Annotated in this window: 22 protein-coding genes and 1 pseudogene; 16 read left to right on the top strand and 7 right to left on the bottom strand. The window is 63.9% G+C overall.

What is annotated here, in order from left to right:
• Positions 1–3: 3 nt before the first annotated feature.
• The 4 genes from XI08_RS40915 (at position 4) to XI08_RS40900 (ending at position 5,587) form a co-directional block, all read left to right on the top strand.
• On the top strand, positions 4–681 hold the full coding sequence (locus tag XI08_RS40915) for a DUF4286 family protein (protein ID WP_271578788.1): 678 nt from the start codon (positions 4–6) through the stop codon (positions 679–681).
• A gap of 237 nt (positions 682–918) precedes the next feature.
• On the top strand, positions 919–2,718 hold the full coding sequence (locus XI08_RS40910; RefSeq protein WP_271578787.1) for an FAD-dependent oxidoreductase: 1,800 nt from the start codon (positions 919–921) through the stop codon (positions 2,716–2,718).
• The gene (locus tag XI08_RS40905; RefSeq protein ID WP_271578786.1) at positions 2,688–4,535 is read left to right on the top strand and encodes a 2-oxoacid:acceptor oxidoreductase subunit alpha; all 1,848 of its coding nucleotides are present in this window, start codon (positions 2,688–2,690) and stop codon (positions 4,533–4,535) included. The genes XI08_RS40910 and XI08_RS40905 overlap by 31 nt, the downstream gene beginning before the upstream one ends.
• The gene (locus tag XI08_RS40900) at positions 4,532–5,587 is read left to right on the top strand and encodes a 2-oxoacid:ferredoxin oxidoreductase subunit beta (protein ID WP_271578785.1); all 1,056 of its coding nucleotides are present in this window, start codon (positions 4,532–4,534) and stop codon (positions 5,585–5,587) included. The genes XI08_RS40905 and XI08_RS40900 overlap by 4 nt, the downstream gene beginning before the upstream one ends.
• On the opposite strand, the gene XI08_RS40895 is transcribed toward XI08_RS40900, so the two are convergent.
• The 3 genes from XI08_RS40895 to XI08_RS40885 all read right to left on the bottom strand — a co-directional run bounded on the left by XI08_RS40895 (position 5,588) and on the right by XI08_RS40885 (position 8,391).
• Positions 5,588–6,034 (bottom strand): DUF4399 domain-containing protein, encoded by a 447-nt coding sequence (locus tag XI08_RS40895; RefSeq protein WP_271578784.1) that lies wholly within the window; start codon positions 6,032–6,034, stop codon positions 5,588–5,590. It lies immediately after the preceding gene.
• A gap of 17 nt (positions 6,035–6,051) precedes the next feature.
• The gene (locus XI08_RS40890; RefSeq protein WP_271578783.1) at positions 6,052–7,596 is read right to left on the bottom strand and encodes an SUMF1/EgtB/PvdO family nonheme iron enzyme; all 1,545 of its coding nucleotides are present in this window, start codon (positions 7,594–7,596) and stop codon (positions 6,052–6,054) included.
• A 225-nt stretch (positions 7,597–7,821) separates the two neighbouring features.
• Positions 7,822–8,391, bottom strand: a complete 570-nt coding sequence (locus XI08_RS40885) for an STM3941 family protein (protein ID WP_027546885.1) — start codon at positions 8,389–8,391, stop codon at positions 7,822–7,824.
• A gap of 207 nt (positions 8,392–8,598) precedes the next feature.
• Between XI08_RS40885 and XI08_RS40880 the strand changes: the two are divergent.
• The 6 genes and pseudogenes from XI08_RS40880 (at position 8,599) to XI08_RS40855 (ending at position 11,297) form a co-directional block, all read left to right on the top strand.
• Positions 8,599–9,223: pseudogene (locus XI08_RS40880) on the top strand (hypothetical protein).
• Between the two features lie 41 nt (positions 9,224–9,264).
• Positions 9,265–9,711, top strand: coding sequence for a DsrE family protein (locus XI08_RS40875; protein WP_271578782.1), 447 nt, complete (start codon positions 9,265–9,267; stop codon positions 9,709–9,711).
• Between the two features lie 131 nt (positions 9,712–9,842).
• Positions 9,843–10,166, top strand: coding sequence for an ArsR/SmtB family transcription factor (locus tag XI08_RS40870; RefSeq protein ID WP_027546888.1), 324 nt, complete (start codon positions 9,843–9,845; stop codon positions 10,164–10,166).
• Complete coding sequence (locus tag XI08_RS40865; protein ID WP_271578781.1) at positions 10,163–10,594, top strand: SRPBCC family protein; 432 nt, start codon at positions 10,163–10,165, stop codon at positions 10,592–10,594. The genes XI08_RS40870 and XI08_RS40865 overlap by 4 nt, the downstream gene beginning before the upstream one ends.
• A gap of 50 nt (positions 10,595–10,644) precedes the next feature.
• A complete protein-coding gene (locus XI08_RS40860; protein ID WP_049823728.1) occupies positions 10,645–10,857 on the top strand; it encodes a hypothetical protein in 213 nt (70 codons plus the stop codon).
• Positions 10,854–11,297 (top strand): DUF1801 domain-containing protein, encoded by a 444-nt coding sequence (locus XI08_RS40855; RefSeq protein WP_271578780.1) that lies wholly within the window; start codon positions 10,854–10,856, stop codon positions 11,295–11,297. The genes XI08_RS40860 and XI08_RS40855 overlap by 4 nt, the downstream gene beginning before the upstream one ends.
• A 216-nt stretch (positions 11,298–11,513) precedes the next feature.
• On the opposite strand, the gene XI08_RS40850 is transcribed toward XI08_RS40855, so the two are convergent.
• The 4 genes from XI08_RS40850 to XI08_RS40835 form a co-directional block, all read right to left on the bottom strand.
• A complete protein-coding gene (locus XI08_RS40850) occupies positions 11,514–13,049 on the bottom strand; it encodes a SpoVR family protein (protein ID WP_027546892.1) in 1,536 nt (511 codons plus the stop codon).
• Complete coding sequence (locus XI08_RS40845) at positions 13,046–14,323, bottom strand: YeaH/YhbH family protein (protein ID WP_027546893.1); 1,278 nt, start codon at positions 14,321–14,323, stop codon at positions 13,046–13,048. The genes XI08_RS40850 and XI08_RS40845 overlap by 4 nt, the downstream gene beginning before the upstream one ends.
• Positions 14,324–14,342: 19 nt before the next feature.
• Complete coding sequence (locus tag XI08_RS40840; protein ID WP_027546894.1) at positions 14,343–16,286, bottom strand: PrkA family serine protein kinase; 1,944 nt, start codon at positions 16,284–16,286, stop codon at positions 14,343–14,345.
• Between the two features lie 298 nt (positions 16,287–16,584).
• Entirely contained in the window at positions 16,585–17,271 is a 687-nt protein-coding gene (locus tag XI08_RS40835; protein ID WP_271578779.1) for an STM3941 family protein, read from the bottom strand.
• Positions 17,272–17,562: 291 nt separating this feature from the next.
• On the opposite strand from XI08_RS40835, the gene XI08_RS40830 reads away from it, so the two are divergent.
• Genes XI08_RS40830 through XI08_RS40805 form a run of 6 tightly spaced genes read left to right on the top strand, consistent with a single transcriptional unit; the run spans position 17,563 to position 25,063 of the window.
• Entirely contained in the window at positions 17,563–20,412 is a 2,850-nt protein-coding gene (locus XI08_RS40830; protein ID WP_271578778.1) for a bifunctional transaldolase/phosoglucose isomerase, read from the top strand.
• 13 nt (positions 20,413–20,425) lie between these two features.
• Positions 20,426–21,424, top strand: coding sequence for a phosphogluconate dehydrogenase (NAD(+)-dependent, decarboxylating) (gene gnd, locus XI08_RS40825; RefSeq protein WP_271578777.1), 999 nt, complete (start codon positions 20,426–20,428; stop codon positions 21,422–21,424).
• Positions 21,425–21,464: 40 nt separating this feature from the next.
• Entirely contained in the window at positions 21,465–22,976 is a 1,512-nt protein-coding gene (zwf, locus tag XI08_RS40820; protein ID WP_271578776.1) for a glucose-6-phosphate dehydrogenase, read from the top strand.
• Positions 22,976–23,725 carry a 6-phosphogluconolactonase gene (pgl, locus tag XI08_RS40815; RefSeq protein WP_271578875.1) on the top strand — a complete coding sequence of 250 codons (750 nt, stop codon included), beginning with the start codon at positions 22,976–22,978 and terminating at the stop codon, positions 23,723–23,725. The genes zwf and pgl overlap by 1 nt, the downstream gene beginning before the upstream one ends.
• On the top strand, positions 23,712–24,254 hold the full coding sequence (locus XI08_RS40810) for a gluconokinase (protein ID WP_271578775.1): 543 nt from the start codon (positions 23,712–23,714) through the stop codon (positions 24,252–24,254). Before pgl ends, XI08_RS40810 begins: the two co-directional genes overlap by 14 nt.
• Complete coding sequence (locus tag XI08_RS40805; RefSeq protein ID WP_271578774.1) at positions 24,251–25,063, top strand: HAD family hydrolase; 813 nt, start codon at positions 24,251–24,253, stop codon at positions 25,061–25,063. The genes XI08_RS40810 and XI08_RS40805 overlap by 4 nt, the downstream gene beginning before the upstream one ends.
• Positions 25,064–25,086 lie beyond the last annotated feature (23 nt).

The following is a 25,086-nucleotide window of genomic DNA, read 5'->3' as shown; positions in this document are numbered from 1 at the left end:
AAAATGCCGCTCGCCGGGAAAGGCATGCTGCTGACGTCGATGAATATCGACGCGGCCGATGAGGCCGATTTCAACCGCTGGTACGATCGCGAGCATCTGGAAGAGCGTGTCGCGATCGAGGGATTCCTGGAAGCACGGCGCTATGTCGCGCACGCCGCCAATCCCAGATATCTCTGCCTCTATTCGACCGCGACGCTCGACGTGCTCGACGGCCCCCCTTACAAGGCGCGGCTCGCGAGCCCGACCGACTGGTCGCGGCAGACCATGGCGCGTTTCAAGGACATGCTCCGCGTCGTCGCGCGCGTCACCATCAGCAACGGCACCGGACGCGGAGCTGCGCTCGGCGTGGTGCGGCTGCGACCGACGCCCGACAATGCCGCGCCATGGCGTGATGCACTGCAAGAAAAGCTGGCGCCGGACAAGCGCGACGGCATCATCTCGATGCATCTGCTCGAGAGCGAGCCGGAATTGTCGGGTGCAATGCCCGAGATTCCGGCAGTGCGCAACGAAGGTGCACGCGACTGGTTCGTGCTGATCGACCGCACGCATGTCGGCGCGGTCTCGGCTGTCATTGCCGAACGCTTCACCGGCCCCGCCGCATCGCCCTTCCCGCTTCCCGTCTCCGTCGGCACCTACGCGCTGATGTGGGACCTTGCGAAGAGCGACATCGCGCACCGCTAACGCGCCTACATGCACCGCAACATATTGCACCGCCGCATTGCCGCGCGCGGCCGTTAATGCTGTGCGCGCGCAGCTCCTATGAAAGCGGATGATCCCCCAATTTTGCCGTTGTACTTCGGACCGGTTCTAATAAGCTAACTCAATGACGTCATTCAGAAACCAGATCGAAGCGCATTAGCGTTCGCCAAGCTCAAGAAAAGGCCGCGGGGTCTTTGGGCCTGCGCGGACAGGGTAGGAATGAAACCGACCGATATCGCGGCCCCCGACTACTTTCACAAAGTGGTCGATTGCCAGTGGGCCTGTCCTGCGCACACCCCGGTTCCCGAATATATCCGACTGATCGCACAAGGCCGCTACAGCGACGCCTACATGATCAATTGGCAATCGAACGTGTTTCCCGGAATTCTGGGACGCACCTGCGATCGTCCATGCGAGCCGGCGTGCCGGCGTGGACGCGTCGAGGAAACACCGGTCGCGATCTGCCGCCTCAAGCGCGTCGCAGCCGACTTCAAGGACGACATCACGCAGCGCCTGCCGAAGCCGTCGCCGAAGAACGGCAAGCGCGTCGCGCTGGTCGGCGGCGGTCCGGCCTCGCTGACGGTTGCGCGCGATCTGGCGCCGCTCGGCTATCACTGCACCGTGTTCGACGGCGATCCGGAAGCCGGCGGCATGATGCGCTCGCAGATCCCGAAATTCCGCCTGCCCAATTCGGTGATCGACGAGGAGACCGGCTACATCCTCAATCTCGGCGTCGACTTCAAGGGCGGCCATCGCATCGAGAGCATGAAGGCCCTGCTCGCGGAGAAATACGACGCGATCTTCGTCGGCTCCGGCGCGCCGCGCGGCCGCGAGCTCGACATTCCCGGCCGGAAGGAGGCCGCCGCCAACATCCATATCGGCATCGACTGGCTGTCCTCGGTCTCGTTCGGCCACATCGACAAGATCGGCAAACGCGTGATCGTGCTTGGCGGCGGCAACACCGCGATGGATTGCTGCCGAACCGCGCGCCGCCTCGGCGGCGAGAAAGTCACGGTGATCGTGCGCTCCGGCTTCGAGGAGATGAAGGCCTCGCCCTGGGAGAAGGAGGACGCGATCCACGAGGATATTCCGATCCTCAACTACATGGTGCCGGTGGCATTCAAGCATGTCGCCGGCAAGCTCATCGGCGTCACCTTCCAGCACGTCAAAGCCGAATACGACGCCAAAGGCCGCCGCAATCTGGTGCCTTCGGGCGACCCCGATCAGACCATTCCCTGCGACGACGTGCTGGTCGCGGTCGGCCAGGAGAACGCCTTCCCCTGGATCGAGCAGGATTGCGGCATCGAGTTCGACAAATGGCACATGCCCAAGGTCGACCCCAAGACCTTCGCCTCGACCAACCCGAAAGTCTTCTTCGGCGGCGACGCCGCCTTCGGTCCGAAGAACATCATCTGGGCGGTCGCGCACGGCCATGACGCCGCGCTGTCTATCCACAAGCTGCTGTCGGGCGAGGACATCACCGAGCGGCCGCTGCCGGAGGTGCATGTCTCGTCGCAGAAGATGGGCATCCACGAATGGAGCTATGACAACGACATCTCCAACGACAAGCGCTTCAAGGTGCCGCATCGCGACAAGGTGATCGCGCTGAAGGACATCCGCACCGAGGTCGAGCTCGGCTACGACGTCAAGCTCGCGCTCGGCGAAGCCCATCGCTGCCTGAACTGCGACGTACAGACCGTGTTCTCGACCTCGCTCTGCATCGAATGCGACGCCTGTGTCGACATCTGCCCGATGGACTGCATCACCTTCACGGAGAATGGCGAGGAAGCCGATCTGCGCCAGCGCCTGAAGGCGCCGTCGCCGCATCCCGACCAGGACCTCTACGTGTCCTCCGATCTCAAGACCGGGCGCGTGATGGTGAAGGACGAGGATGTCTGCCTGCATTGCGGGCTGTGCGCAGAGCGCTGTCCCACCGGAGCCTGGGACATGCAGAAGTATTTGATCGAAATGACTCACGCAGGTTCAGCATGTCCGACAAAAAGCCGATCAGCAGCGTAAACGACTTCGTCGTCCGCTTCGCCAACGTCAACGGATCGGGCTCGGCCAGTGCCAACGAAATGTTCGCGCGCGCGATCCTGCGCCATGGCGTGCCGGTGTCCCCGCGCAACATCTTCCCCTCCAACATCCAGGGCCTGCCGACCTGGTACGAGGTGCGGGTGACCGAAGACGGCCATCTCGGCGCCCGCGGCGGCGTCGACATGATGGTGGCGATGAACCCGCAGACCTGGGACAAGGACGTCGCCGGCATCGAGCCGGGCGGCTATCTGTTCTACGATTCCACCAAGCCGATGCCGTCGACGAAATTCCGCGACGACATCACCGTGATCGGCGTGCCGCTCACCGCGATCACCAACTCGACCTACACCGATCCGCGCCAGCGCCAGCTGTTCAAGAACATCATCTATCTCGGCGCGCTCTCTGCCCTGCTCGACATGGACCCGAAGCTGATCGAGCAGCTGATCGGCGAGCAGTACAAGGGCAAGGAAAAGCTGCTCTCCTCCAACGTCCACGCGCTGCATCTCGGCCGGGACTGGGCGCTCCAGAACCTGAAATGCCCGATCGGGCTGCGGGTGAGGAAGTCCGACAAGGTCGGCGACAGCATCTTCATCGAGGGCAACAGCGCCGCCGCGCTGGGCGCCGTCTATGGCGGCGCCACCGTGTGCGCCTGGTATCCGATCACGCCATCCTCGTCGGTGGCGGAAGCCTTCACCGCCCATTGCAAGAAGTACCGGCACGATCCTGAGACCGGCAAGGCGAAATACGCCATCGTGCAGGGCGAGGACGAGCTGGCCTCGATCGGCATCGTGATCGGGGCGTCCTGGAACGGCGCCCGCGCCTTCACCGCGACCTCCGGCCCCGGCATTTCCTTGATGACCGAGTTCATCGGCCTTTCATATTTTGCCGAGATACCCGCGGTGATCATGAACATCCAGCGCGCCGGGCCCTCCACGGGCATGCCGACCCGCACCCAGCAATGCGACATCATCGCCTGCGCTTATGCCTCGCATGGCGACACCAAGCATGTGCTGCTGTTCCCGGAGGATCCGGCGGAGGCCTTCGAGTTCGCGGCGGCCGCCTTCGATCTCGCCGAGCGGCTCCAGACCACGATCTTCCTGATGCTCGATCTCGACATCGGCATGAACCACCGTCTCTGCCGTCCGCTGAAGTGGGACGATGCCCGGCAATATGACCGCGGCAAGATCATGACCGCGGAGATGCTGGAGGAAGGCCGCGACTTCGGCCGCTATCTCGACGTCGACGGCGACGGCATCCCCTACCGCACCTATCCCGGCACGCATCCGACCAAGGGCTCCTATTTTACCCGCGGTACTTCCCGGGATCGCTATGCGCGATATTCCGAGGAAGGCCCGGTCTATGCCGACAACATGCAGCGCCTGGTGCGCAAGTTCGAGACCGCGCAGGACCTCGTGCCGCGACCGCTCCAGGCCAATGCGGAACGGCCGACCAAATATGGCGTGATCTATTTCGGCTCGACCTCGCCGGCGATGGACGAGGCGATCGGCCTGCTCGAAGCGCGCGGCCACCAGCTCGATCGCCTGCGCATCCGTGCCTTCCCGTTCCATTCGAGCGTGGCGAGCTTCCTCGCCGAGCACGACTTCGTCTACGTGGTCGAGCAGAACCGCGATGCCCAGTTGCGGCAGCTCATCGTCAACGAGAACGGCATCGACCCCGTCCGCCTCGTGCCGATCGTGCATTACGACGGCTCGCCGATCACCGCCCGTTTCATCGCAAAAGCCATTGGCGACCACCAGGATCACCTCAAGGTGACCCCGCTCCGCAAGGCCGTGTCATGACCTATATTGCCAAGCCGAAATTCCATCATCCCGGGCTCAAGAAGAACGAGCTCGGCTACACGCATCGCGACTACGAGGGCAAGATCTCGACGCTGTGCGCCGGCTGCGGCCACGATTCGATCACGGCCTCGATCATCGAGGCCTGCTATGAGCTCTCGATCGAGCCACACCGGGTGGCGAAGATCTCCGGGATCGGCTGCTCGTCGAAGACGCCGGACTATTTCCTCGGCAATTCGCACGGCTTCAACTCCGTGCACGGCCGCATGCCGTCGGTGCTGACCGGCGCCAATCTCGCCAACCGCGACCTGATCTATCTCGGCGTCTCCGGCGACGGCGATTCCGCCTCGATCGGCTTCGGCCAGTTCGCGCATTCGATCCGGCGCGCCGTCAACATGACCTATATCGTCGAGAACAACGGCGTTTACGGCCTGACCAAGGGCCAGTTCTCGGCGACCGCCGACCGCGGCTCGAAGTCCAAGAAGGGCGTGACCAACACCGACAACGCCATCGACCTCGTCGCGATCGCGCTGCAACTGGGCGCAACCTTCGTGGCGCGCTCGTTCTCCGGCGACAAGACCCAGCTCGTGCCGCTGATCGCGGCCGCGATCCGCCACAAGGGCGCATCCTTCATCGACGTCATCAGCCCCTGCATCGCCTTCAACAACCATGCCGGCTCGACCAAGAGCTTCGACTATGTCCGCGAGCACAACGACGCGGTGAACCGGCTCGACGTGCTGGTCGGCCGCGACCCGATCGCTGTCGACTACGCGCCGGGCACGGTGCAATTGGTCGAGCAGCACGACGGCAGCAAGATCGCGCTGCGCAAGATCGACGCCGACTACGATCCGCATGACCGGCTCGGCGCCCAGACCTTCCTCCAGAAGCACGCCGCCAAGGGGCAGATCGTCACCGGCCTGCTCTATGTCGACCCCGATGCCGACGACCTGCACGCGCATCTCAACACGGTCGAGGCGCCGCTCAACACGCTGGAAGCGGACACGCTGTGCCCGGGCTCGGCGGCGCTGGACAAGTTCAACGCCAGCATGCGGTGATCATTTGCCGCGCTGAGGCGGAGGCCTGACGCGCACGGTGATCTTCTCCGACACGACCGGCGGCTCGAACGGATAGTGCTTGGCGTCGCCCAGCACCAGTTGAAGGGTATGGGTCCCGGGCGGAAGCTCGAGAAATGTTTCGGTCTGCCCTGCCCCGAAATGCAGATGCGACTTGTCCTGCGGGATCGGCTCCTTCGGATCGATGGGGTCGCTGACGTCGACCAGCAAATGATGATGGCCGGCGTTCTGGTAGTCGTCGCCGGCATGCGTCACGCCCATGTTGCGCAAGCCGAACCGGACCAGGAAACCGGCGCGCACCCTTTGCCCGTCATACGGGGTGATGAAATAAACCTTTGCGTCCTTTGGCGCTGCCTTACCCTGCGAGAAGGCCACGCCCGGGAGCAATGCGAGCACCGCCGACAGCGCAACGCAGCGAAGGATTTGCATCAGATCTACTCCTGCACTCAGGGACTGAGCGCGACCCGGAACCCATGCGTCGGGTAACGAACGTTGGTATCGTAACCGTCGCGGTTGGATGGCCGCACGTATCTCGAATCGTTCTTCCAGGAGCCCGAGCGCAGGACGTGCGAACTGCAGTCCCCACCGCTCCATGCCGACCCGTCATTGGGCGCGCCTTGATAAGTCCTGTGCCAGCAATCGGCGACCCACTGATCGACGCCGCCGCCCATATCGTAGAGTCCGAATGGATTGGGTTTGAAGCTACCGACTTTCGCCGGCTGCTCGGCGGCTGCGTCACCGCAATCCTTGCACCCGGCCATGCCCGGCTGGAGCTTGTCGCCCCACCAATATTTGGTCTGCGTTCCACCGCGCGCCGCATATTCCCATTCCGCTTCGCTCGGAAGCCGATACGACTTCTTCGTCGCCTGCGCGAGCCAGGCCGCATATTGCTGGGCATCGGTCCAGCTTACATTCGTGACGGGGGCGTCGTCCTTCCCGATCGCTGTAAAGCCACACGCCTTTGCAGCGGCGCATTCGTTCCACTCCCGCACCGTCACAGGGTATTTGCCGATCGAGAATGGCTTGATCGCGACCTGGTGAACAGGGCGTTCGGTCGGATCATCGTTGCTTCCCATCGTGAAGTTACCGCCGCGAACGACGATCATTTCGGGCTCGCTGGCGGGCGTCGGCGATTGGCTGGGCGTCGGCGTCGGTGCCGGCGGCGCAGGTGAAGCCAACGAGGGCGACGGTTGCGGCGTCGGCACGGACGTTTCGCGTGCCGGAGGCTGCTGGACAGGAGATGCGGCCGGAGATGCGACCGGAGCGGCAGGCGGCGTGGCGGCCTGCTCGCTTCCCTTGCCGGGGGGCTGCGCCAGAAGATACCAGAGCACGCCGGCGGCGCTGACCAGCAAGGTCAAGGCGAGGAGAAAGATCAAGGTATTCTCGCGCCGGCCTCGCGTCCCGCCGACGGCATCTGCGTCGGGCAGGACGCGATAGATGCGTACGGGGTCGGTGATGTTCTTCACCTTGCGGTCGCCAAGGGCCTCGTAGCCGCACACGACCTTGTGCTTGATCTGCTCGTAGATCGCGCCCGAGATGTAGACCTGACCGGGCTCGGCAATGCCCTCGATACGCGTGGCGATGTTGACGCCATCGCCGTAAACGTCGTCCGGCTCGATGATGACATCACCGAGATTGACGCCAATTCGGTACTCGATCCGGGAAGCCTTCGGAAGCGAGGCATTGCGGCCGATGAGATTCTGCTGGATGACGATGCTGCAACGAACGGCCTCGACAGGACTATCGAAAATAGCGATGAAGCCATCGCCCGTCGTCTTCACCAGGTTTCCATGGTGCTCGACGATGCTGGGTTCGATGAGGTCCCGCTCGATCCGCTTGACGCGGACATGCGTGCCTTCCTCGTCGGCCTGCATCAAGCGGCTGTAGGACGCGATGTCACCGACAATGATTGCTGCGAGACGACGAGGCATTGCGCCGTGCGAAGGCGGCTCGTTCTGATTCCCGGATCTGAAGTTGCGAATTTCGCCCATTGCGCGGGGACTCCACAAACTTGCACAGGCGGCCCCAGCCTACGACTTCGAGAAGCAATCGTCTGTGAAGGCTATCACATTGACAAACTGGGACAATGTCGAAGGACTCGCGACATCGAGTTCCAGGGAGCGAGGGCCTTGAACCCTTCTGGCCCAACCGGCGACTAAAGCGCCGCTCTCAGGGCGACGAAGTCCGCCACTGGTTCAGCCAACACACATCGGGCTTTAATGGACAGGCTCGGGCTCAGTTGCGGCGCGACCCGAATATGCCAACCGGCCGGCCGCCCAGTATTGCTTGCAGGTCTCGAACAGCGTTTCGCCGTCCATGGTCAGGCCGCCCGTGACGAGCACGCCGTCCGCGCCAATGGGCTTGTTCAGCAGCGACAAGACGCGCTTCAGAAAGCCGCCTTCGAACCGCTCGGCAAGAAGAGGATCGACCTGAAGAACGACGATCCTCTGGCTGCGATACCGAAAGATCGATATGTCCCTCACCGATCTCCACGAGATGGTGTCATCGGCGATCCTGGTGTCGCGAATGCCGACACGGGTGATGAAGAGGACCGGCTCCCTGGCGGAGATCAACGTCGAGAGCGTCTTGCAGGTGGACAGGCCGAAAAACACGATGCCGAAATAGCTGAGCGCGATCTGGATCGTGGCGATGTCCTTGCCATAGTGCCAGCTGAATGCGAGCGCGCCGCACAGCAGCGTCGCCAGCAGGCCGGCTCCCAGCAACTTGAACAGCCGCGGAAGGGAATAGCCGATCGCAAGGTTGGGCAAGTTCTGACTTAGGGACATTTTGACCGCCACCAGTCATCTGCAACAACCAGGGGTGTACCGACACCCCTCCTTCCAAATTGTTAAAGCGGGAACCTTGCGCGAGGCTGCCCTCGAGGCATGCGGCCAGGAACGCTTGAACGCGACGCTTTCCGCCCGCGACTAACGGCCAATCGGCCCTGATCGTCCTGCCGCGGGCCGTCAACGGCTCACGCGTTCGGTGCGACCATGAAGCTTGCCCTCGTCCTGCCGCTTTTCCTTACCGCGTTCACCGGCGTCGCCCACGCCGATGAGGCCGATAAAGTCCGGGAAACCACAAAGGCCGAAGCCGACGCCTTCATGGGCCGCATCTATGCGGGGACGCCGGGGGACAAGGCCTATGCCTGCTTCGTTCGCCGCTACGATGCCGAGCATCTGGCGCGGCATCCCAAGCAAAAAGGTCGCGTCGATGAAGCTGCTGATCTCCGCGGAGACCGACAAGGAGGACAAGCAGCTGCACAATTCGTTCCGCCTGGGCTTCCGGTATCGCCATCGCAGCGGCGACTTCGACTCCAGCGGGTCGTGCGGCAGCCACGCGGTGCTTCTCAGTCAGGGCGACGAAGTCCGTCTCGGCTGCGGCGTGGACTGCGAAGGCGGCGGGATCGAAGTGGCGCTGTCCAAGGACAACAAGTCCGCCATCATTCGGCTCGAGCAGGTCAGGGTCTGGCAGAACAACAAGCCGGATGACGAGGCCGAGCAATCGCTGGTCGCCGGCGCCGACGACAAGATCTTCCGCCTCGACCGCACCGACAACAGCGAGTGCGCCTCGCTGGTGACCGACCGCAAGGAACTCGCCGCGCTGCGCCACAAGTGATATGGGTCCGGCAAATTCGGGCGCAGCCGAGGGAGATCGCCATGAACCGCCGGAACATCCTGTGGAGTGCCGCTTCAGCGCTAGGTGCGGCGCTCGGCGCCTCCCGCGCACAGGCCGCGACCGAGGCTCCGCCGTCGAACAAGCTCAAGGTCGTCTACCATCTCAGCGACGCCGAGAAGGTCAATTTCGTGCTCGGCAACATCCAGAACCACATCGACGGCGTCGGCCCCGAGCACGTCACGATCGCGCTGGTGATTCACGGGCCGGCGCTGAAGGCGTTTCACTGGGCGCAGGCCAACCCCGATATCAGCAAGCGCGTTGGCGACTTCTCCAAGGACGGCGTCGAGCTTGCCGCCTGCGGCAACACGATGAAGGCGCAGAACGTCACGCTGACGGATCTGCTGCCGGGCTTTGTCAGCGCGGAAAAAGGCGGCGTGGTCCGCCTGGCTGAGCTCCAGTCGCAGGGATATCTGTATCTGCGGCCTTGAGGCGCTACGGTTACCGCGAGATCGGTGCGCCCCCTCTCCCGCAAGCGGGAGAGCTTAAGCCCCAAGCCGCTTGACTTATCCATAACCCTGCGGTTATTGGTTATCCATAACTGAATGGTTATGGAAATCGCATGTCCGCCGCCCACGATCTCCTGTTCAGGACGCTCGCCGATCCGACCCGGCGGGCGATCTTCGAACGGTTGTGCCGCGAGGGCGAGCAGACGGTTGGGGCACTGACGGCACGGTCCGGCGTTTCCCAGCCGGCGGTCTCGAAACATCTCGGCGCGCTGAAGCAGGCCGGCCTCGTCCGCGACCGGCATGAAGGACGCCAGACCCATTACAGCGCGCAGCCCGGTGCGCTCAATCCGCTTGTCGACTGGACCAGCCAGATGGCCGGCTTCTGGCAGAACCGGCTCGACGCGCTCGACGATCTCCTGAAGAGGATGGACCAATGACCGAATCCTCAAGCGAGACCCGCTCCGTCGTCATCGAGCGCGAATTTGCCTTTCCGGCCGAGCGGATCTGGCGCGCGCTGACACAGCCGCATCTGATCGAGGAATGGCTGATGAAGAACGACTTCAAGCCGTCAGTCGGCCATCGCTTCAACCTTCGCGGCGAATGGGGCGGCGTGCTGGACTGCGAGGTGCTCACCATCGAGCCGCAGAAGACGCTCGCCTACACCTGGAATTTCGCGCATGAGGACGCGGCGTTCGACCTGAAAAGCGTCGTCACCTTCACGCTGACACCGACAAGTGCAGGCACGCATCTGCGCGTCGAGCAGGCGGGCTTCAGCCCGACGCAGAAACAGGCCTATGGCGGCGCGCATGCCGGCTGGAAGCAGTTTCTCACCAAGCTGGACGAGCTGCTGGCGCGACCGGATTGAGCCGGCGGCGCGCATCCATTCCGATCATTTCAGAGGAGGTCTCGTTGAACATGTGGATACGACAAATCCATCGCTGGCTGTCCATCGCCTTCACGCTCGCCGTCATCGCGAACATCGTCGCGATGACCATGCAGGTCCAGGCCGTGTGGATCGGCTTCCTGGCGCTCGTCCCGCTGATCCCGCTGCTTGCGACCGGGCTGTATTTGTTTGCGCTGCCCTATCTTGACCGGCGCGGCGGCATGCAGCGCGAGGCGAGGTCATGAAGAAGGCGGTCGCGGTGAAGAAGACCGGCGCGAGCGACGCGGACGGAGCGTCGGCGTCCAAGTTGATCGACGGCAGGATCAAGGAGCTCGGCGACTGGCGCGGCGAGATGCTCGGGCGGATTCGCGCCCTGATCAAGGACGCCGACCCCGACGTGGTCGAGGAATGGAAGTGGCGCGGCGTTCCGGTGTGGGAGCACGACGGCATCATCTGCACCGGCGAGACCTACAAGGCCGTCGTGAAGCTGACCTTTGCCAGGGGGGCGGCGCTCGACGACCCGGCCGGCCTGTTCAATTCCAGCCTCGACGGCAATGTGCGGCGCGCGATCGATATCCGCGAGGGCGAGAAGATCAACGAGAAAGCGCTGAAGGCGCTGATCCGCGCGGCGGTGGAGCTGAATATGTCGAAGACCAAGAAGAAGCCGGCCAAGCGTTCTGCATAGAACAGCAGTTGTGCAGGCACGGACCTCTTCCTTCTCCCCTTGTGGGAGAAGGTGGCGCGTAGCGCCGGATGAGGGGTATCTATCGACACGGGAAAGTGCGGAGAGATACCCCTCACCCCAGTGAGCTTGTGTCTGCCGGCGTCGCTGCCCTCTCCCACAAGGGGCGAGGGCACACCAACGCGCATCTCGCCGCATTGCTACACTTAGCCGGCGGCCTCAGGCCGCCGCCGGGATCGGGCGCGGGCTCACGACATATTCGCGCAGGACCTTGTCGTTGGCATCGACCTCGATCAGCGAGACGTCGTAGGTCCAGAGGTCCGCCAGATGCTGGAGCACGCGCTTGGCGTCGGTCTCGTTGAGCTGTGCGCCCTTGATGACGTGGTGATGCAGGATCAGCCGGCGGTCGCCGGAGAGATCGACGTCGACCACCTCGATATTGGCGTCGATGTAGCCGACATCGTGCTGCCGCGCCAGCTCGCGCCGGACGCGGCGGAAGCCGCGCTCGTCGTGGATGGCATCGACGCGGATGCCGGCACGCTCCTCGGGATCGTCGTGCAGGTGGAACATGCGCAGCTGCCGCATCAGCTTCGGGCTCAGGAACTGGCCGACGAAGCTCTCGTCGCGGTAATTGGCCCAGACGTCGCGCAGCACGCCCATCACGTCGTTCTTGCCGGCGATGTCAGGGAACCATTCGCGGTCCTCGTCCGACGGACTGGTGACGATGCGCTCGATGTCCTGCATCATGGCGAAGCCGAGCGCATAGGGATTGAAGCCGGAGAAGCGCGGATCGTCGAACTCGGGCTGGAACACCACGTTGGTGTGCGATCCCAGGAATTCGAGGAAGTTGCCGTCGGTGATGCGGCCCTGCTGGTGCAGCTTGGTCATGATGCGATAGTGGACGTAGGTCGCCGTCCCCTCGTTCATCACCTTGGTCTGGCTCTGCGGATAGAAATATTGCGCGATGTGGCGGACGATGCGCAGCAATTCACGCTGCCAGGGCGCCAGCCGCGGCGCGCTCTTCTCCAGGAAGTAGAGCAGGTTTTCCTGCGGCAGGCCGAGCAGCTTGCGGCGCCGCTCGACGCTGAGCGCGGAGCGGCTCTTGCTCTTTCCTGCCGGCACGGTGCGCCAGAGGTCGTTGAAGACCTCCTCCTCGTGCTGGCGGCGTCGCCCCGCCCGCTTCTCCTCGGCGCGCAGGTCGAGCTTCTTCTTGCCGGGATAGCGGTCGATGCCGTGCGACATCAGCGCGTGCGCGGCATCGAGCGTACGCTCGACCTCGGCGCGGCCGAAGCGCTCCTCGCATTGCATGACGTAGTTCTTGGCGAAATCGAGATAGTCCAGGATGCCGTCGGCGTCGGTCCACTGCTTGAACAGATAGTTGTTCTTGAAGAAGTGATTGTGGCCGAAGGCGGCGTGCGCGATCACCAGCGTCTGCATCGTCGCCGTGTTCTCCTCCATCAGGTAGGAGATGCAGGGCGAGGAGTTGATCACGATCTCATAGGCGAGGCCCATCAGGCCCTTGCGGTAGGAGGCCTCGTGATAGGCGAAGTGCTTGCCGAAGGACCAGTGCTTGTAGAACAGGGGCATGCCGACCGACGAGTAGGCATCCAGCATCTGCTCGGCGGTGATGACCTCGATCTGGTTCGGATAGACGTCGAGCCCGAGATCGTTCTTCGCCACCTCCTCACAGGCATCGGTGATGCGCTGCAAGGTGTGGAAGTCCCAATCCGCGCCCTCGAACAATCTTTCCGTCATGGAGCGGCTTTCTCCTGAGAGGTTTCGCGGCGCTGGAACAGGTCGTGGAACACCGGGAAGATCTCGCTGCGCTCGCTGACCTTGCGCATCGAGAGCGGTGCGCCGCTGTTACGCAGGCGCTCGTAGAGGGTCCAGAGCGAGGAGTCGGAGAGATCGAAGGCGCTGCCGCCGGACTCGCCGACCTCGAGATAGGCAAAGAACTGGCAGACCGGCAGGATCTTGTCGGTCAGCAGGAGCCCAGTGAGCTCGCCGTCGGAATAGGAATTGTCGCCGTCGGAGGCTTGCGCCGCGTAGATATTCCAGTCCGACGGATTGAAGCGCTCGCGCACGATCTCGTGCATCGCCTGGAGCGCGCTGGAGACCAGCGTGCCGCCGGAGGCCGGGCCGTAGAAGAAGGTCTGCTCGTCCACCTCCTCGGCGCGGTCGGTGTGGCGGATGAAGACGATCTCGACATGCTTGTAGCGACGCTTCAGGAACACGTAGAGCAGCATGTAGAAGCGCTTGGCGAGATCCTTCATGTGCTCGGACATCGAGCCGGAGACGTCCATCAGGCAGAACATCACCGCCTGCGCGACCGGCTTCGGCACCGTCTCGAAGCGGCGGTAGCGGATATCGAGCGGGTCGATGAACGGAATCCGCTTCGACCTCGCCTTCAGCTTTTCCAGCTCGGCGAGAAGCACCACGCGCTCGTCCTCGTCGGTGCACGCGGCGATTGCGGCTTCGAGCTCTTCGATCTCCTCCTTGCGGGGACGCTTGAGCGCAATGCGGCGGGCGAGCGCGAGCTTCACCGTCCGGCTCACCGAGATGTTGGCGGGCGAGCCCGACGTGGTGTAGCCGGCGCGCTGGATGCCCTCGCTCTCGGTCTGCGCGATCTTGCGCTTGGCAAGATCCGGCAGCTCGAGGTCGTCGAGGAAGAGATCGACGAATTCGTCGCGGCTCAGCACGAAGCGGAAGGCGTCCTCGCTGTCGCCTTCGCCGGGACCGGAATCCTTGGCGCTGCCCTGGCCGGAACGCTGGAGATAGTCGCCTTCGACGAACTTCTTGTTCCCGGGCAACACCATGTCGCGCGTTCCGCCTTCGCGGCGGAAACGCGGCTCATGCATCCCGTCGAGCGGAATCGTGACCTCACCACCCTCCAGGACGTCCTTGATGTCGCGTTCCTGCGAGGTCTTCTTGACGGCGCCCTGCACCAGGGATTTGGCCCGACGCAAGAACCGCTGGCGGTTCTCAAGACTCTTGCCGCCTGGATTCAGGCGCCTGTCAATAATGTGAATGGGCACTTTTCCATCCGCCTCAACCGGCCTGCTTCACACGCATGTACCATTCGACGAGCCGGCGAACCTGACGCTCGGTGTAGCCGCGCTCCACCATGCGTGCGACGAACTCGCCGTGCTTCTTCTCCGTCTCGCCGTCCTTCTTCGACCCGAAGGAGATGACCGGAAGCAGGTCCTCGACCTGAGAGAATATCCGCTTTTCGATCACATCGCGAATCTTCTCGTAGGAGGTCCAGGTCGGATTCTTGCCGCCATTCTGGGCCCGCGACCGTAACGAGAATTTGACCACCTCGTTGCGGAAGTCCTTGGGATTGGCGATGCCCGCCGGCTTCTCGATCTTGGTCAGCTCCTGGTTCAACAATTCGCGATCCAGGAGCTGTCCCGTATCGGGATCCTTGAAGTCCTGGTCCTCGATCCAGGCATCGGCATAGTCGACGTAGCGATCGAACAGGTTCTGGCCGTAATCCGAGTAGGATTCGAGATAGGCCTTCTGGATCTCGTTTCCGATGAACTCGGCATAGCGCGGCGCAAGGTCCGCCTTGATGAACTCGAGGTACCGCTTCTCGACCTCCTCCGGCAGCTGCTCGCGCTTGATCGACTGCTCCAGCGCGTACATCAGATGCACGGCGTCGGCAGCGACTTCCTGCGGATCGTGGTTGAACGTTGCGGCCAGGATCTTGAAGGCAAAGCGCGTGGAGACGCCGTCCATGCCCTCGTCGACGCCGGCGGCATCGCGATATTCCTGGACGCTGCGCGCCTTCGGATCGGATTCCTTCAGGCTCTCGCCGTCGTAGACCCGCATCTTGCCAAACACGGTGGAATTCTCGTGCTTGCGCAGGCGCGACATCACCGAGAACCGCGCCATCGTCTCCAGCGTCGACGGCGCACACGGCGCCGAGGCCAGCTCGGAGCCCTGGATCAGCTTCTCGTAGATCTTCTGCTCTTCCGTGACCCGCAGGACATAGGGCACCTTGATCACGCAGATGCGGTCGATGAAGGCCTCGTTGTTCTTGTTGGCCTTGAAGCTCGACCACTCGGCCTCGTTCGAGTGCGCGAGGATGATGCCGGTGAAGGGAATGGCGCCGATATTCTCGGTGCCGATGTAGTTTCCTTCCTGCGTCGCCGTCAGCAGCGGGTGCAGCATCTTGATCGGCGCCTTGAACATCTCGACGAACTCGAGGATGCCCTGGTTGGCGCGGTTGAGACCGCCCGAATAGCTGTAGGCGTCGGGGTCGTTCTGCGCGTAGGTCTCGAGCTTGCGGATATCGACCTTGCCGACCAGCGAGGAGATGTCCTGGTTGTTCTCGTCACCGGGCTCGGTCTTGGCAATCGCGATCTGGCGCAGCCGCGACGGCTGGATTTTTGCGACCCGGAACTGGGAAATGTCGCCGCCGAAGGCTTCGAGCCGCTTGTAGCACCACGGGCTCATCAACCCGGTGAGACGCCGGCGCGGAATGCCGTATTTCTCCTCCAGCATCGGCCCGAGCTGATCGGGATCGAACAGGCTGAGCGGGCTTTCGAACACCGGACTCAATTCGTCGCCGGCCTTGAGCACGTAGATCGGCTGCACTTCCATCAGCGACTTCAGCCGCTCGGCGAGCGATGATTTGCCGCCACCGACCGGGCCAAGCAGATAGAGGATCTGCTTGCGCTCTTCGAGGCCTTGCGCGGCGTGACGGAAGAAACCGACGATGCGCTCAATGGTTTCTTCCATGCCGTAGAAGCCGGCGAAGGCCGGATAGGTGCGGATCGTGCGGTTCAAAAAAATACGGCCAAGGCGGGAATCCTTGGCCGTGTCAATCGTCTGGGGTTCGCCGATCGCCGCTAGTAGTCGTTCGGCCGCATTCGCGTATTTCATGGGATCGCTTCGACACGATTCCAGGTATTCCGCCATCGACATGTCGTGCTGGCTTCTCGCCTCGAACGACCGAGCGAAAGCGTTGAATAGAGAATCGTTGTACATGATCCCTCTCCGCGTGAGTTCCGCTACAAGCTGAAACGAAAGCAGTTACCGGACCGTTCCTCAGGCCGTCTCGAATCAGCGTGAGCACATGACGATCATTGGACACCCGGGGGCCGACTTCACGCAACGCACAACGTAGGCAACCGGGTGAGTTACGAACAGGCACCTGCCTGTTCTTTATGCGAATCTATGTATATCTTCGCTCATTTCCAGCAAATGTCACTCGGCCGCAACATCCGGGCATTACCGGGGATCGGCCTATCCGGCGGTGCAGCATAGCCGTCAGCCGGCGGCAGCTTTATGACGCTTGTACGGCCAAGCCTTGCGAGAGCGGACCTGAGTCTGGCGCACCTTGATCGCGGTCCCGCCGCAATGCGGTGCGTGAGTAGCTGGCAGCATGACAGTCACGGCAGGCGCGCAGCAATGTGTCAAAATCGATCGCCAGTCCGTCGGACCGAATGATGATGCGATCGTCCTGCACACCGCGCGACGCCGACCGCACGCTGGCGTGGATACAGGAGAGCTGCCGCTGCAAGCCCGGCGTCAGCGTCAGCACGATCATCCTGCGGCCGCGCCGCTCCTCGGTCGAAACCTCCGCAATCGCCTCCCACAGCAGAAACTCATTGCCGATGCGGAGGTCACGGATGCCGTAGGGGGTGACGATCACCACCGGCCGGCGTTCGGCGGGGAGCATCCAGATCAGCCGGCTGGTGACCAGGCCAAACACCGCGACGCCGGCATAGCCGACCGTCGTGTCATAGTCGCCGAGGCCATCCCCCCACCAGCCGAAGGCAAGGCTGGCGCTGAGCAGGGTCATCGCAGAGCCCGCCGCGACCAGCAGCCGCAGAGACGTCGCGCATGGGTTGATTTCGAGATCGTGGGCCGCGTCGATGCTTACGGCCGGCGCAACCGATTGCGAACCATCGGTGACGGCGAGCGGTGGACCGTCAGGATGTGCGTGCATGCTTTCCCCCAGCATGGCCATTCGCGACCGGGCGACGAAGCACCAGGCGGATCTGAATCCGCCGATGGCACTCTGTGCAGCGGCCGGCAGACGTTACGCAACGAGACCTCGGCCGAACCTCCTCGGCCAACGCCTTTTTACGCAACACAGCCACAACCGCCTGGATCGCCATGATCGCGACGGAGTTACACTGGAGGGTATGACGCCCATACCCTTGATTGGTTCCCTCCCGGGAGCATGTACGCTAGAGGATAGCGCGTCAGGACCGGCGCGGAAACCCCTCGCCCGCAGGCTTGGAGATAAATAAGCATCATGAATCCCGTCAAAGAACTGGAAAAGCACGGACAAGCCGTCTGGCTGGACTTCCTGGCCCGTGGCTTCATCGCCAAGGGCGACCTCAAGCGGCTGATCGACACCGACGGCGTCAAGGGCGTCACCTCCAATCCGTCGATTTTCGAGAAGGCGATCGGCAGTTCGGACGAGTACGACGCTCCGATCGGCAAGGCGCTGAAGCGCGGCGACCGGAGCGTGGCCGACCTGTTCGAAGCCGTCGCGGTCGAGGACATCCAGAACGCCGCCGACGTGCTCCGCCCGGTCTATGACCGCCTCAAGGGAGGCGACGGCTATGTCAGCCTGGAGGTCTCGCCTTATCTCGCGATGGACACCGCCGGCACGGTCGCCGAGGCGCGGCGGCTCTGGAAGGACGTCAACCGCAAGAACCTGATGGTGAAGGTGCCGGCGACGCCGGAAGGCCTGCCGGCGATCGAGACGCTCATCGGCGAGGGCATCAGCATCAACATCACGCTGCTGTTCTCGAAGGCGGTCTACCTCCAGGTCGCGGAGGCCTATCTCGCCGGCCTCGAGAAGTACGTCGCAGGCGGCGGCGATCCCTCGCATGTCGCGAGCGTGGCGAGCTTCTTCGTCAGCCGCATCGATTCGGTGGTCGACAAGCAGCTCGACGAGAAGATCGCGCGCGCCAACGACCCCAGCGAGAAGGAACGGCTCGCCGCGCTGAAGGGCAAGGTCGCCATCGCCAACGCCAAGGTCGCCTACCAGGATTACAAGCGCCTGTTCTCCGGCCCCCGCTGGGACAAGCTCGCCGCCAGGGGCGCCAAGCCGCAGCGCATGCTGTGGGCCTCGACCGGCACCAAGAACAAGGACTACAGCGACGTCCTCTATGTCGAGGAGCTGATCGGCCCCGACACCATCAACACCGTGCCGCCGGCGACGCTGGATGCGTTCCGCGACCACGGCAAGCCGCGCGACAGCCTGGAAGAGAATGTCGACGACGCAAGGCGCGTGCTGGAAGAGCTGGAGCGCTCCGGCGTCTCGCTCGACGCGATCACCGAAGAGCTGGTCAAGGACGGCGTCAAGCTGTTCGCCGACGCCGCCGACAAGCTCTACGGCGCCGTCGCCCACAAGCGCGCCACCGTGCTCGGGCCTGCGATCGACCACCAGCAGCTCTCGCTCGGCGACGGGCTCGGCAAGGCGGTGGCGAAGAGCACCGAGGAATGGCGCGCGTCAGCCAAGATCCGCAGGCTGTGGCAGCGCGACAAGTCGGTCTGGACCGGTGCCGACGAGGACAAATGGCTCGGCTGGCTCGACAGCGCCGCCAAGGCTGACGTCGCCGACTACGAGGACTATGCCAGCCGCGTGAAGGGCCAGAAATTCTCCGATGCCGTCGTGCTCGGCATGGGCGGATCGAGCCTCGGGCCCGAGGTGCTGGCCGAGACCTTTGCGCGAAAATCAGGCTTCCCGAAGCTGCATGTGCTCGATTCCACCGATCCGGCGCAGGTGCGGGCGATGGAAGCGAAGATCGACATCGCCAACACGGTGTTCATCGTATCAAGCAAGTCCGGCGGCACCACCGAGCCGAATGCGATGAAGGACTATTTCCACGAACGCGTCGCGCAGGCGGTCGGCCCCAAGGTGACGACCGGCCACCGCTTCATCGCGGTGACCGATCCCGGCTCGTCGCTGGAGAAGTCGGCCAAGAAGCTGAACTACGCCCGCGTCTTCCATGGCGAGCCCTCGATCGGCGGCCGCTATTCGGTGCTCTCGCCATTCGGCCTGGTGCCGGCGGCAACCGCAGGCATCGACGTCAAGACCTTCGTCAAGCATGCGCTCGCCATGGCCCGCTCCTGCGGGCCGGACGTGCCGCCAAGTGAGAACCCCGGCGTGCAGCTCGGCCTCGCCATGGGCCTCGCCGGCCTCGAAGGCCGCGACAAGGTGACGATCCTGTCGTCGAAGAAGATCGCCGATTTCGGCGCCTGGGCCGAGCAGCTGATCGCGGAATCGACCGGCAAGGAAGGCAAGGGCCTGATCCCGATCGACGGCGAGCCGCTGGGCGAACCCGCGGCTTACGGCAACGACCGCTTCTTCATCGACATCCGCACCGAGGGCGAAGCGGACGCCGCCCATGACGAGAAGCTTGCCGCGATCGAAGCGGCCGGCCATCCCGTGGTACGCATCGTCATGAAGTCGATCGACCATCTCGGCCAGGAGTTCTTCCGCTTCGAGATGGCAACGGCGGTGGCGGGCAGCATCCTCGGCATCAACCCGTTCGACCAGCCGGACGTGGAAGCAGCCAAGATCAAGACCCGCGAGCTCACCGCGTCGTTCGAGAAGACCGGCGCGCTGCCGGCGGAGCAGCCGGTGGTCAGCACGGACGAGGCCGATCTCTACACCGACGAGGCCAACGCCACGGCGCTGCGCGCCGCCGGCGCCAACGGCGACCTCACCTCATGGCTGAAGGCGCATCTCTCCCGCTCCGGCCATGGCGATTATGTCGCCCTGCTCGGCTACATCGCGCGCGACAAGGCCACCATCGACGCGCTGCAGGCGATGCGGCTCGAAGTGCGCGAGAAACGCCATGTCGCGACCTGCGCCGAGTTCGGGCCGCGCTTCCTGCACTCGACCGGCCAAGCCTACAAGGGCGGGCCGGACAGCGGCGTGTTCCTCCAGATCACCGCAGATGATGCCAAGGACCTGGCCGTGCCGGGCCAGAAGGCCAGCTTCGGCGTGATCAAGGCGGCGCAGGCGCGCGGCGATTTCGACGTGCTGACCGAGCGGGGGCGGCGCGCATTGCGCGTCCACCTGAAGGGCGGGCTCAAGAAAGGTCTCGCGGCGCTCAATGCGGCGCTTAACGACGCGCTGAATTAAGGGAATCTCTCAGATGCAACTCGGCATGATCGGCCTCGGCCGGATGGGCGGCAACATCGTTCGCCGGCTGATGCGCCACGGCCATTCGACCGTGGTCTATGACAAGGACGCCAAGGCCGTCGCCGGCCTTGCCGCAGACGGCGCGGTGGGCTCGGCAACGCTGGAGGAGTTCATCGCGAAGCTCGAGCGGCCGCGCACGGCCTGGGTGATGCTGCCGGCGGGGCGCATCACCGAGACGACGATCGACACGATCGCGGGCGTGATGCAGGAAGGCGACGTCATCATCGACGGCGGCAACACCTTCTGGCAGGACGACGTCCGCCGCGGCAAGGCGCTGAAGGCACGCGGCATCCACTATGTCGACGTCGGCACCTCCGGCGGCGTCTGGGGTCTCGACCGCGGCTATTGCATGATGATCGGCGGCGAGAAGCAGGTGGTCGACCGGCTCGATCCGATCTTCGCCGCGCTCGCGCCCGGCGCCGGCGACATTCCGCGCACGGACGGACGGGAGGGGCGCGATCCCCGCATCGAGCAGGGCTACATCCACGCCGGTCCCGTCGGCGCCGGCCACTTCGTCAAGATGATCCACAACGGCATCGAATACGGCCTGATGCAGGCCTATGCCGAAGGGTTCGACATCCTCAAGAACGCCAACATCGAGGCCTTGCCGGCGGATCATCGCTACGATTTCGATCTCGCCGACATCGCAGAAGTCTGGCGGCGCGGCAGCGTGATCCCGTCCTGGCTGCTCGACCTCACCTCGACGGCACTCGCCGACAGCCCAGCGTTGGCCGAATATTCCGGCTTCGTCGAGGATTCCGGCGAGGGCCGCTGGACCGTGAATGCGGCGATCGACGAGGCGGTGCCGGCCGAGGTCCTGACCGCGGCGCTCTACACACGCTTCCGTTCCCGCAAGGAACACACCTTTGCCGAAAAAATTCTCTCCGCGATGCGCGCGGGTTTCGGCGGCCACAAGGAGCCGAAGCAGCCGGGCGCTTCGAAGCCCAAATAAGACGCCGAAACAAGCCTAACCAAGCGAAGGCCGATCATTCGTGACAAAAGACCCGCAAGCAAAGCGCAAGCCGGAAAATTGCGCCTTCGTCATCTTTGGCGTGACCGGAGACCTCACGCATCGCCTTGTGATGCCCTCGCTCTACAATCTGGCGGCCGAGCACCTGTTACCGGAAAAATTCTGTGTCGTCGGCGTGGCCCGCAAGGGCCAATCGGATGACCAGCTGCGCGACAGCCTGTTGAAGGGCCTGCGCCAGTTCGCGACCCGGCCCGTGGACGACGATATCGCCCAGAAGCTGCTGCAATGCCTGACCTTCGTCGAAGCCGACCCCAAGGACCCGCCGTCCTTCGACCGCTTGCGCGAGCATCTGGATTCGCTGGAATGCGCGCAGGACACCGGCGGCAACCGGCTGTTCTATCTGGCAACGCCGCCCGCCGCGTTCGCACCGACCGCGCGCGAGCTCGGCCGCACCGGCATGATGAAGGAGAACGGCGCCTGGCGACGCCTCGTGATCGAAAAGCCGTTCGGCACCGATCTCGTCTCGGCGCGCGCGCTGAACGCCGAGCTCCTGAAGATCATGGACGAGCACCAGATCTACCGGATCGATCACTATCTCGGCAAGGAGACGGTGCAGAACATCCTGGTGCTGCGCTTCGCCAACGGCATGTTCGAGCCGATCTGGAATCGCAACCATATCGACCACATCCAGATCACGGTGGAGGAGAAGCTCGGCGTCGGCCATCGCGGCGGCTTCTACGATGCCACCGGCGCGCTGCGCGACATGGTGCCGAACCACCTGTTCCAGCTGATGTCGCTGGTCGCGATGGAGCCCCCCGCCCGCTTCGACGCGCATTCCGTACGCTCCGAGAAGGCTGACGTGCTCACCTCGATCCAGCAGCCAAGCCGTGAAGAGGCGCTGAAAAATTCGGTGCGCGCGCAATATCTCGCCGGCCGCATCGGCGACGACGCGATCACGGACTATCGCAAGACCGAGGACGTCAAGCCCGGCAGCACCACCGAGACCTTTGTCGCACTCAAGCTGATGATCGACAATTGGCGCTGGGCCGGCGTGCCGTTTTACTTGCGCACCGGCAAGGCACTGGGCCACAAGCGCACCGAAGTCGCGATCAAGTTCAAGCAGGCGCCGCTGTCGATGTTTTCGGGCACGGACGTCGACCGCCTGTCGCAGAATTTCCTTACCATCGGCATCGCGCCGACCGAGACCATCGAGCTTCAGTTCAACGCCAAGATTCCGGGCCCGAGCATCACCATCGACGGCGTCGAGATGAAGTTCCGCTATGGCGACTATTTCCGCGTCGATCCCTCGACCGGCTACGAGACGCTGATCTACGACTGCATGATCGGCGACAACATCCTGTTCCAGCGCGCCGACGGCATCGAGGCCGGATGGCAGGCGGTGCAGCCGTTCCTGGACGCCTGGAAGAGCGAGGGCACCAACGGCATCGAGACCTATGAAGCCGGCAGCGACGGCCCGGCCTGCGCCGACGAACTGCTCAGGCGCGACGGACGAAGCTGGCGGAAGTTTTCGTGATGGCGGCCGCCGACAAGCCGGAGCTGATCGTCGCGGCCGACGCCGAGGCCCTTGCGCAAGCCGCGGCCGAACGGGTGATGGCGCGGATTGCGGCCAACGCGGGGCGAATCGCGATCTGCCTCACCGGCGGCTCCAGCCCGAAGAAGCTCTATCAGCTGCTCGGCGGCGATGCCTGGCGTGGAAAAATCCCGTGGGATCGCGTGCACTGGTTCATCGGCGACGAGCGCTTCGTGCCTGAGAGCGATCCCCTCAACAACATGGCGGTCGCGCGCGCGACCTTTCTCGATCGCAACGCGCCCTCCGGCCATATCCACCCGATCCCGACCGCGGCCGAAAGCCCGGACCAAAGCGCCGAGACCTATGCGCGCGAGCTGCAGGCCTTCTACGGTTCGGGAAGCCTCGATCCGGCCCGGCCGCTGTTCGACCTGATTCTGATGGGCGCCGGCCCGGACGGCCACACCGCTTCGCTGTTTCCCGGCTATCCCGAGATCGAGGAAATGCAGCGCTGGGTCGTCGGGGTGCCAAAGGCCAATGTGGCCCCCTTCGTGCCGCGGGTCTCCCTCACCCTGCCCGTCCTTGCATCCTGCCGCGAAATGCTGTTCGAGATTGCGGGACATGACAAGCAGCCGATCTTGACGCGCCTCCTCAATGGCGAGACTCTGCCGGCTGTACGCGCGCGCTCGAATGGTGAGACCGTCTGGCTGGTCGACCAGGCCGCGCTTCCGGAGGAAATTCGTGGGCCGCGTTGAAGCACCTTGTGCGTTGATCGTGATGGGCGTGTCGGGCTCGGGCAAGAGCACGGTCGCGGAGGCGCTCGGCGAGCGGCTCGGCTGGCGCTTCGAGGACGGCGATAGCTTTCATCCCGCCAGCAATGTCGAGAAGATGACGGCCGGCCATCCGCTCACCGACGAGGACCGCTGGCCCTGGCTCAATGCCATCGCCGACGAGATCGAACGGGTCTGCAGGAGCGGCAAGCACGTCATCATCGCCTGCTCGGCGCTGAAGCACACCTATCGTGACGTGCTGCTGCGGGGGCGCGACGACGTCCGCTTCGTCTTCCTGAAGGGCACGAAGGAGCTGATCGCCGAACGCCTCGCGCACCGCAAGGGCCACTTCATGCCGCCAGGGCTGCTGACGAGCCAATTCAACACGCTGGAAGCCCCGGAGGCGAGCGAGCACGTCATCACCGTCTCGATCGACGAAACCGTCGAGGCGATCGTGGACGGCGTCGTGCGGCAATTGAAACTGGGCGGCGCAATACCCAAGGTCCTGCCATGACGCAAATCTCTCTCGTGGTGTCCGACGTCGACGGCACGCTGCTGACCAAGGACAAGACGCTGACGGAACCTGCGAGGTCCGCGGTGCAGCGGCTGCACCAGGCCGGCATCGGCTTCACCATCACCTCCAGCCGTCCCGCCATCGGCATGCGCTTCCTGATCGAGCCGCTGGCGCTGTGGCTGCCGGTCGGCCCGTTCAACGGCTCCTCGATCGTCGATCCCGAGATGAAGCCGGTCGAGCAGCACCTCATCCCCGCAGCGGCCGCCGAACGGTCCTTGCAGATCCTCCGGGAGTTCCGCGCCGACATCTGGCTGTTCACCACCGACAAATGGCTGATCGACAACCCCAGCGGCAAATACGTCGCCCATGAGCAGCACACGATCCGCTCCGATCCGACCATCGTGACGGATTTCTCGCCGTACTTTGCGAGCGCCTGCAAGATCGTCGGCGCCAGCGCCGACGCCGCCGGGCTCGCCGCTTGCGAGAAGGCGATGCAGGAGGCGCTCGGCAGCGAGGCGACCGCGGTGCGCTCGCAGACCTATTATCTCGACATCACTCCGCCAGGCTTCAACAAGGGCACCTTCGTCGAGGCGATGGCCAAGCGGCTGGGGATCTCGACCGACGCCGTCGCCACCATCGGCGACATGCAGAACGACCTTGCGATGTTCCGCGTCAGCGGCGTCTCGATCGCCATGGGCAATGCCACCGACGACGTCAAGGACCAGGCCACCCACGTCACCGCCACCAACGAGCAGGACGGTTTTGCCGAGGCGATGGAGATGATTTTGAAGCTGAACGGGATGGGCTGAGCAATCGACTATCGGTGCGCAAC

This window comes from Bradyrhizobium sp. CCBAU 11361, assembly GCF_028128935.1.
Taxonomy (GTDB): domain Bacteria; phylum Pseudomonadota; class Alphaproteobacteria; order Rhizobiales; family Xanthobacteraceae; genus Bradyrhizobium; species Bradyrhizobium niftali.
Note: the sequence above shows the minus strand (reverse complement) of the source record. Positions and strands in the feature narration are given on the sequence as shown.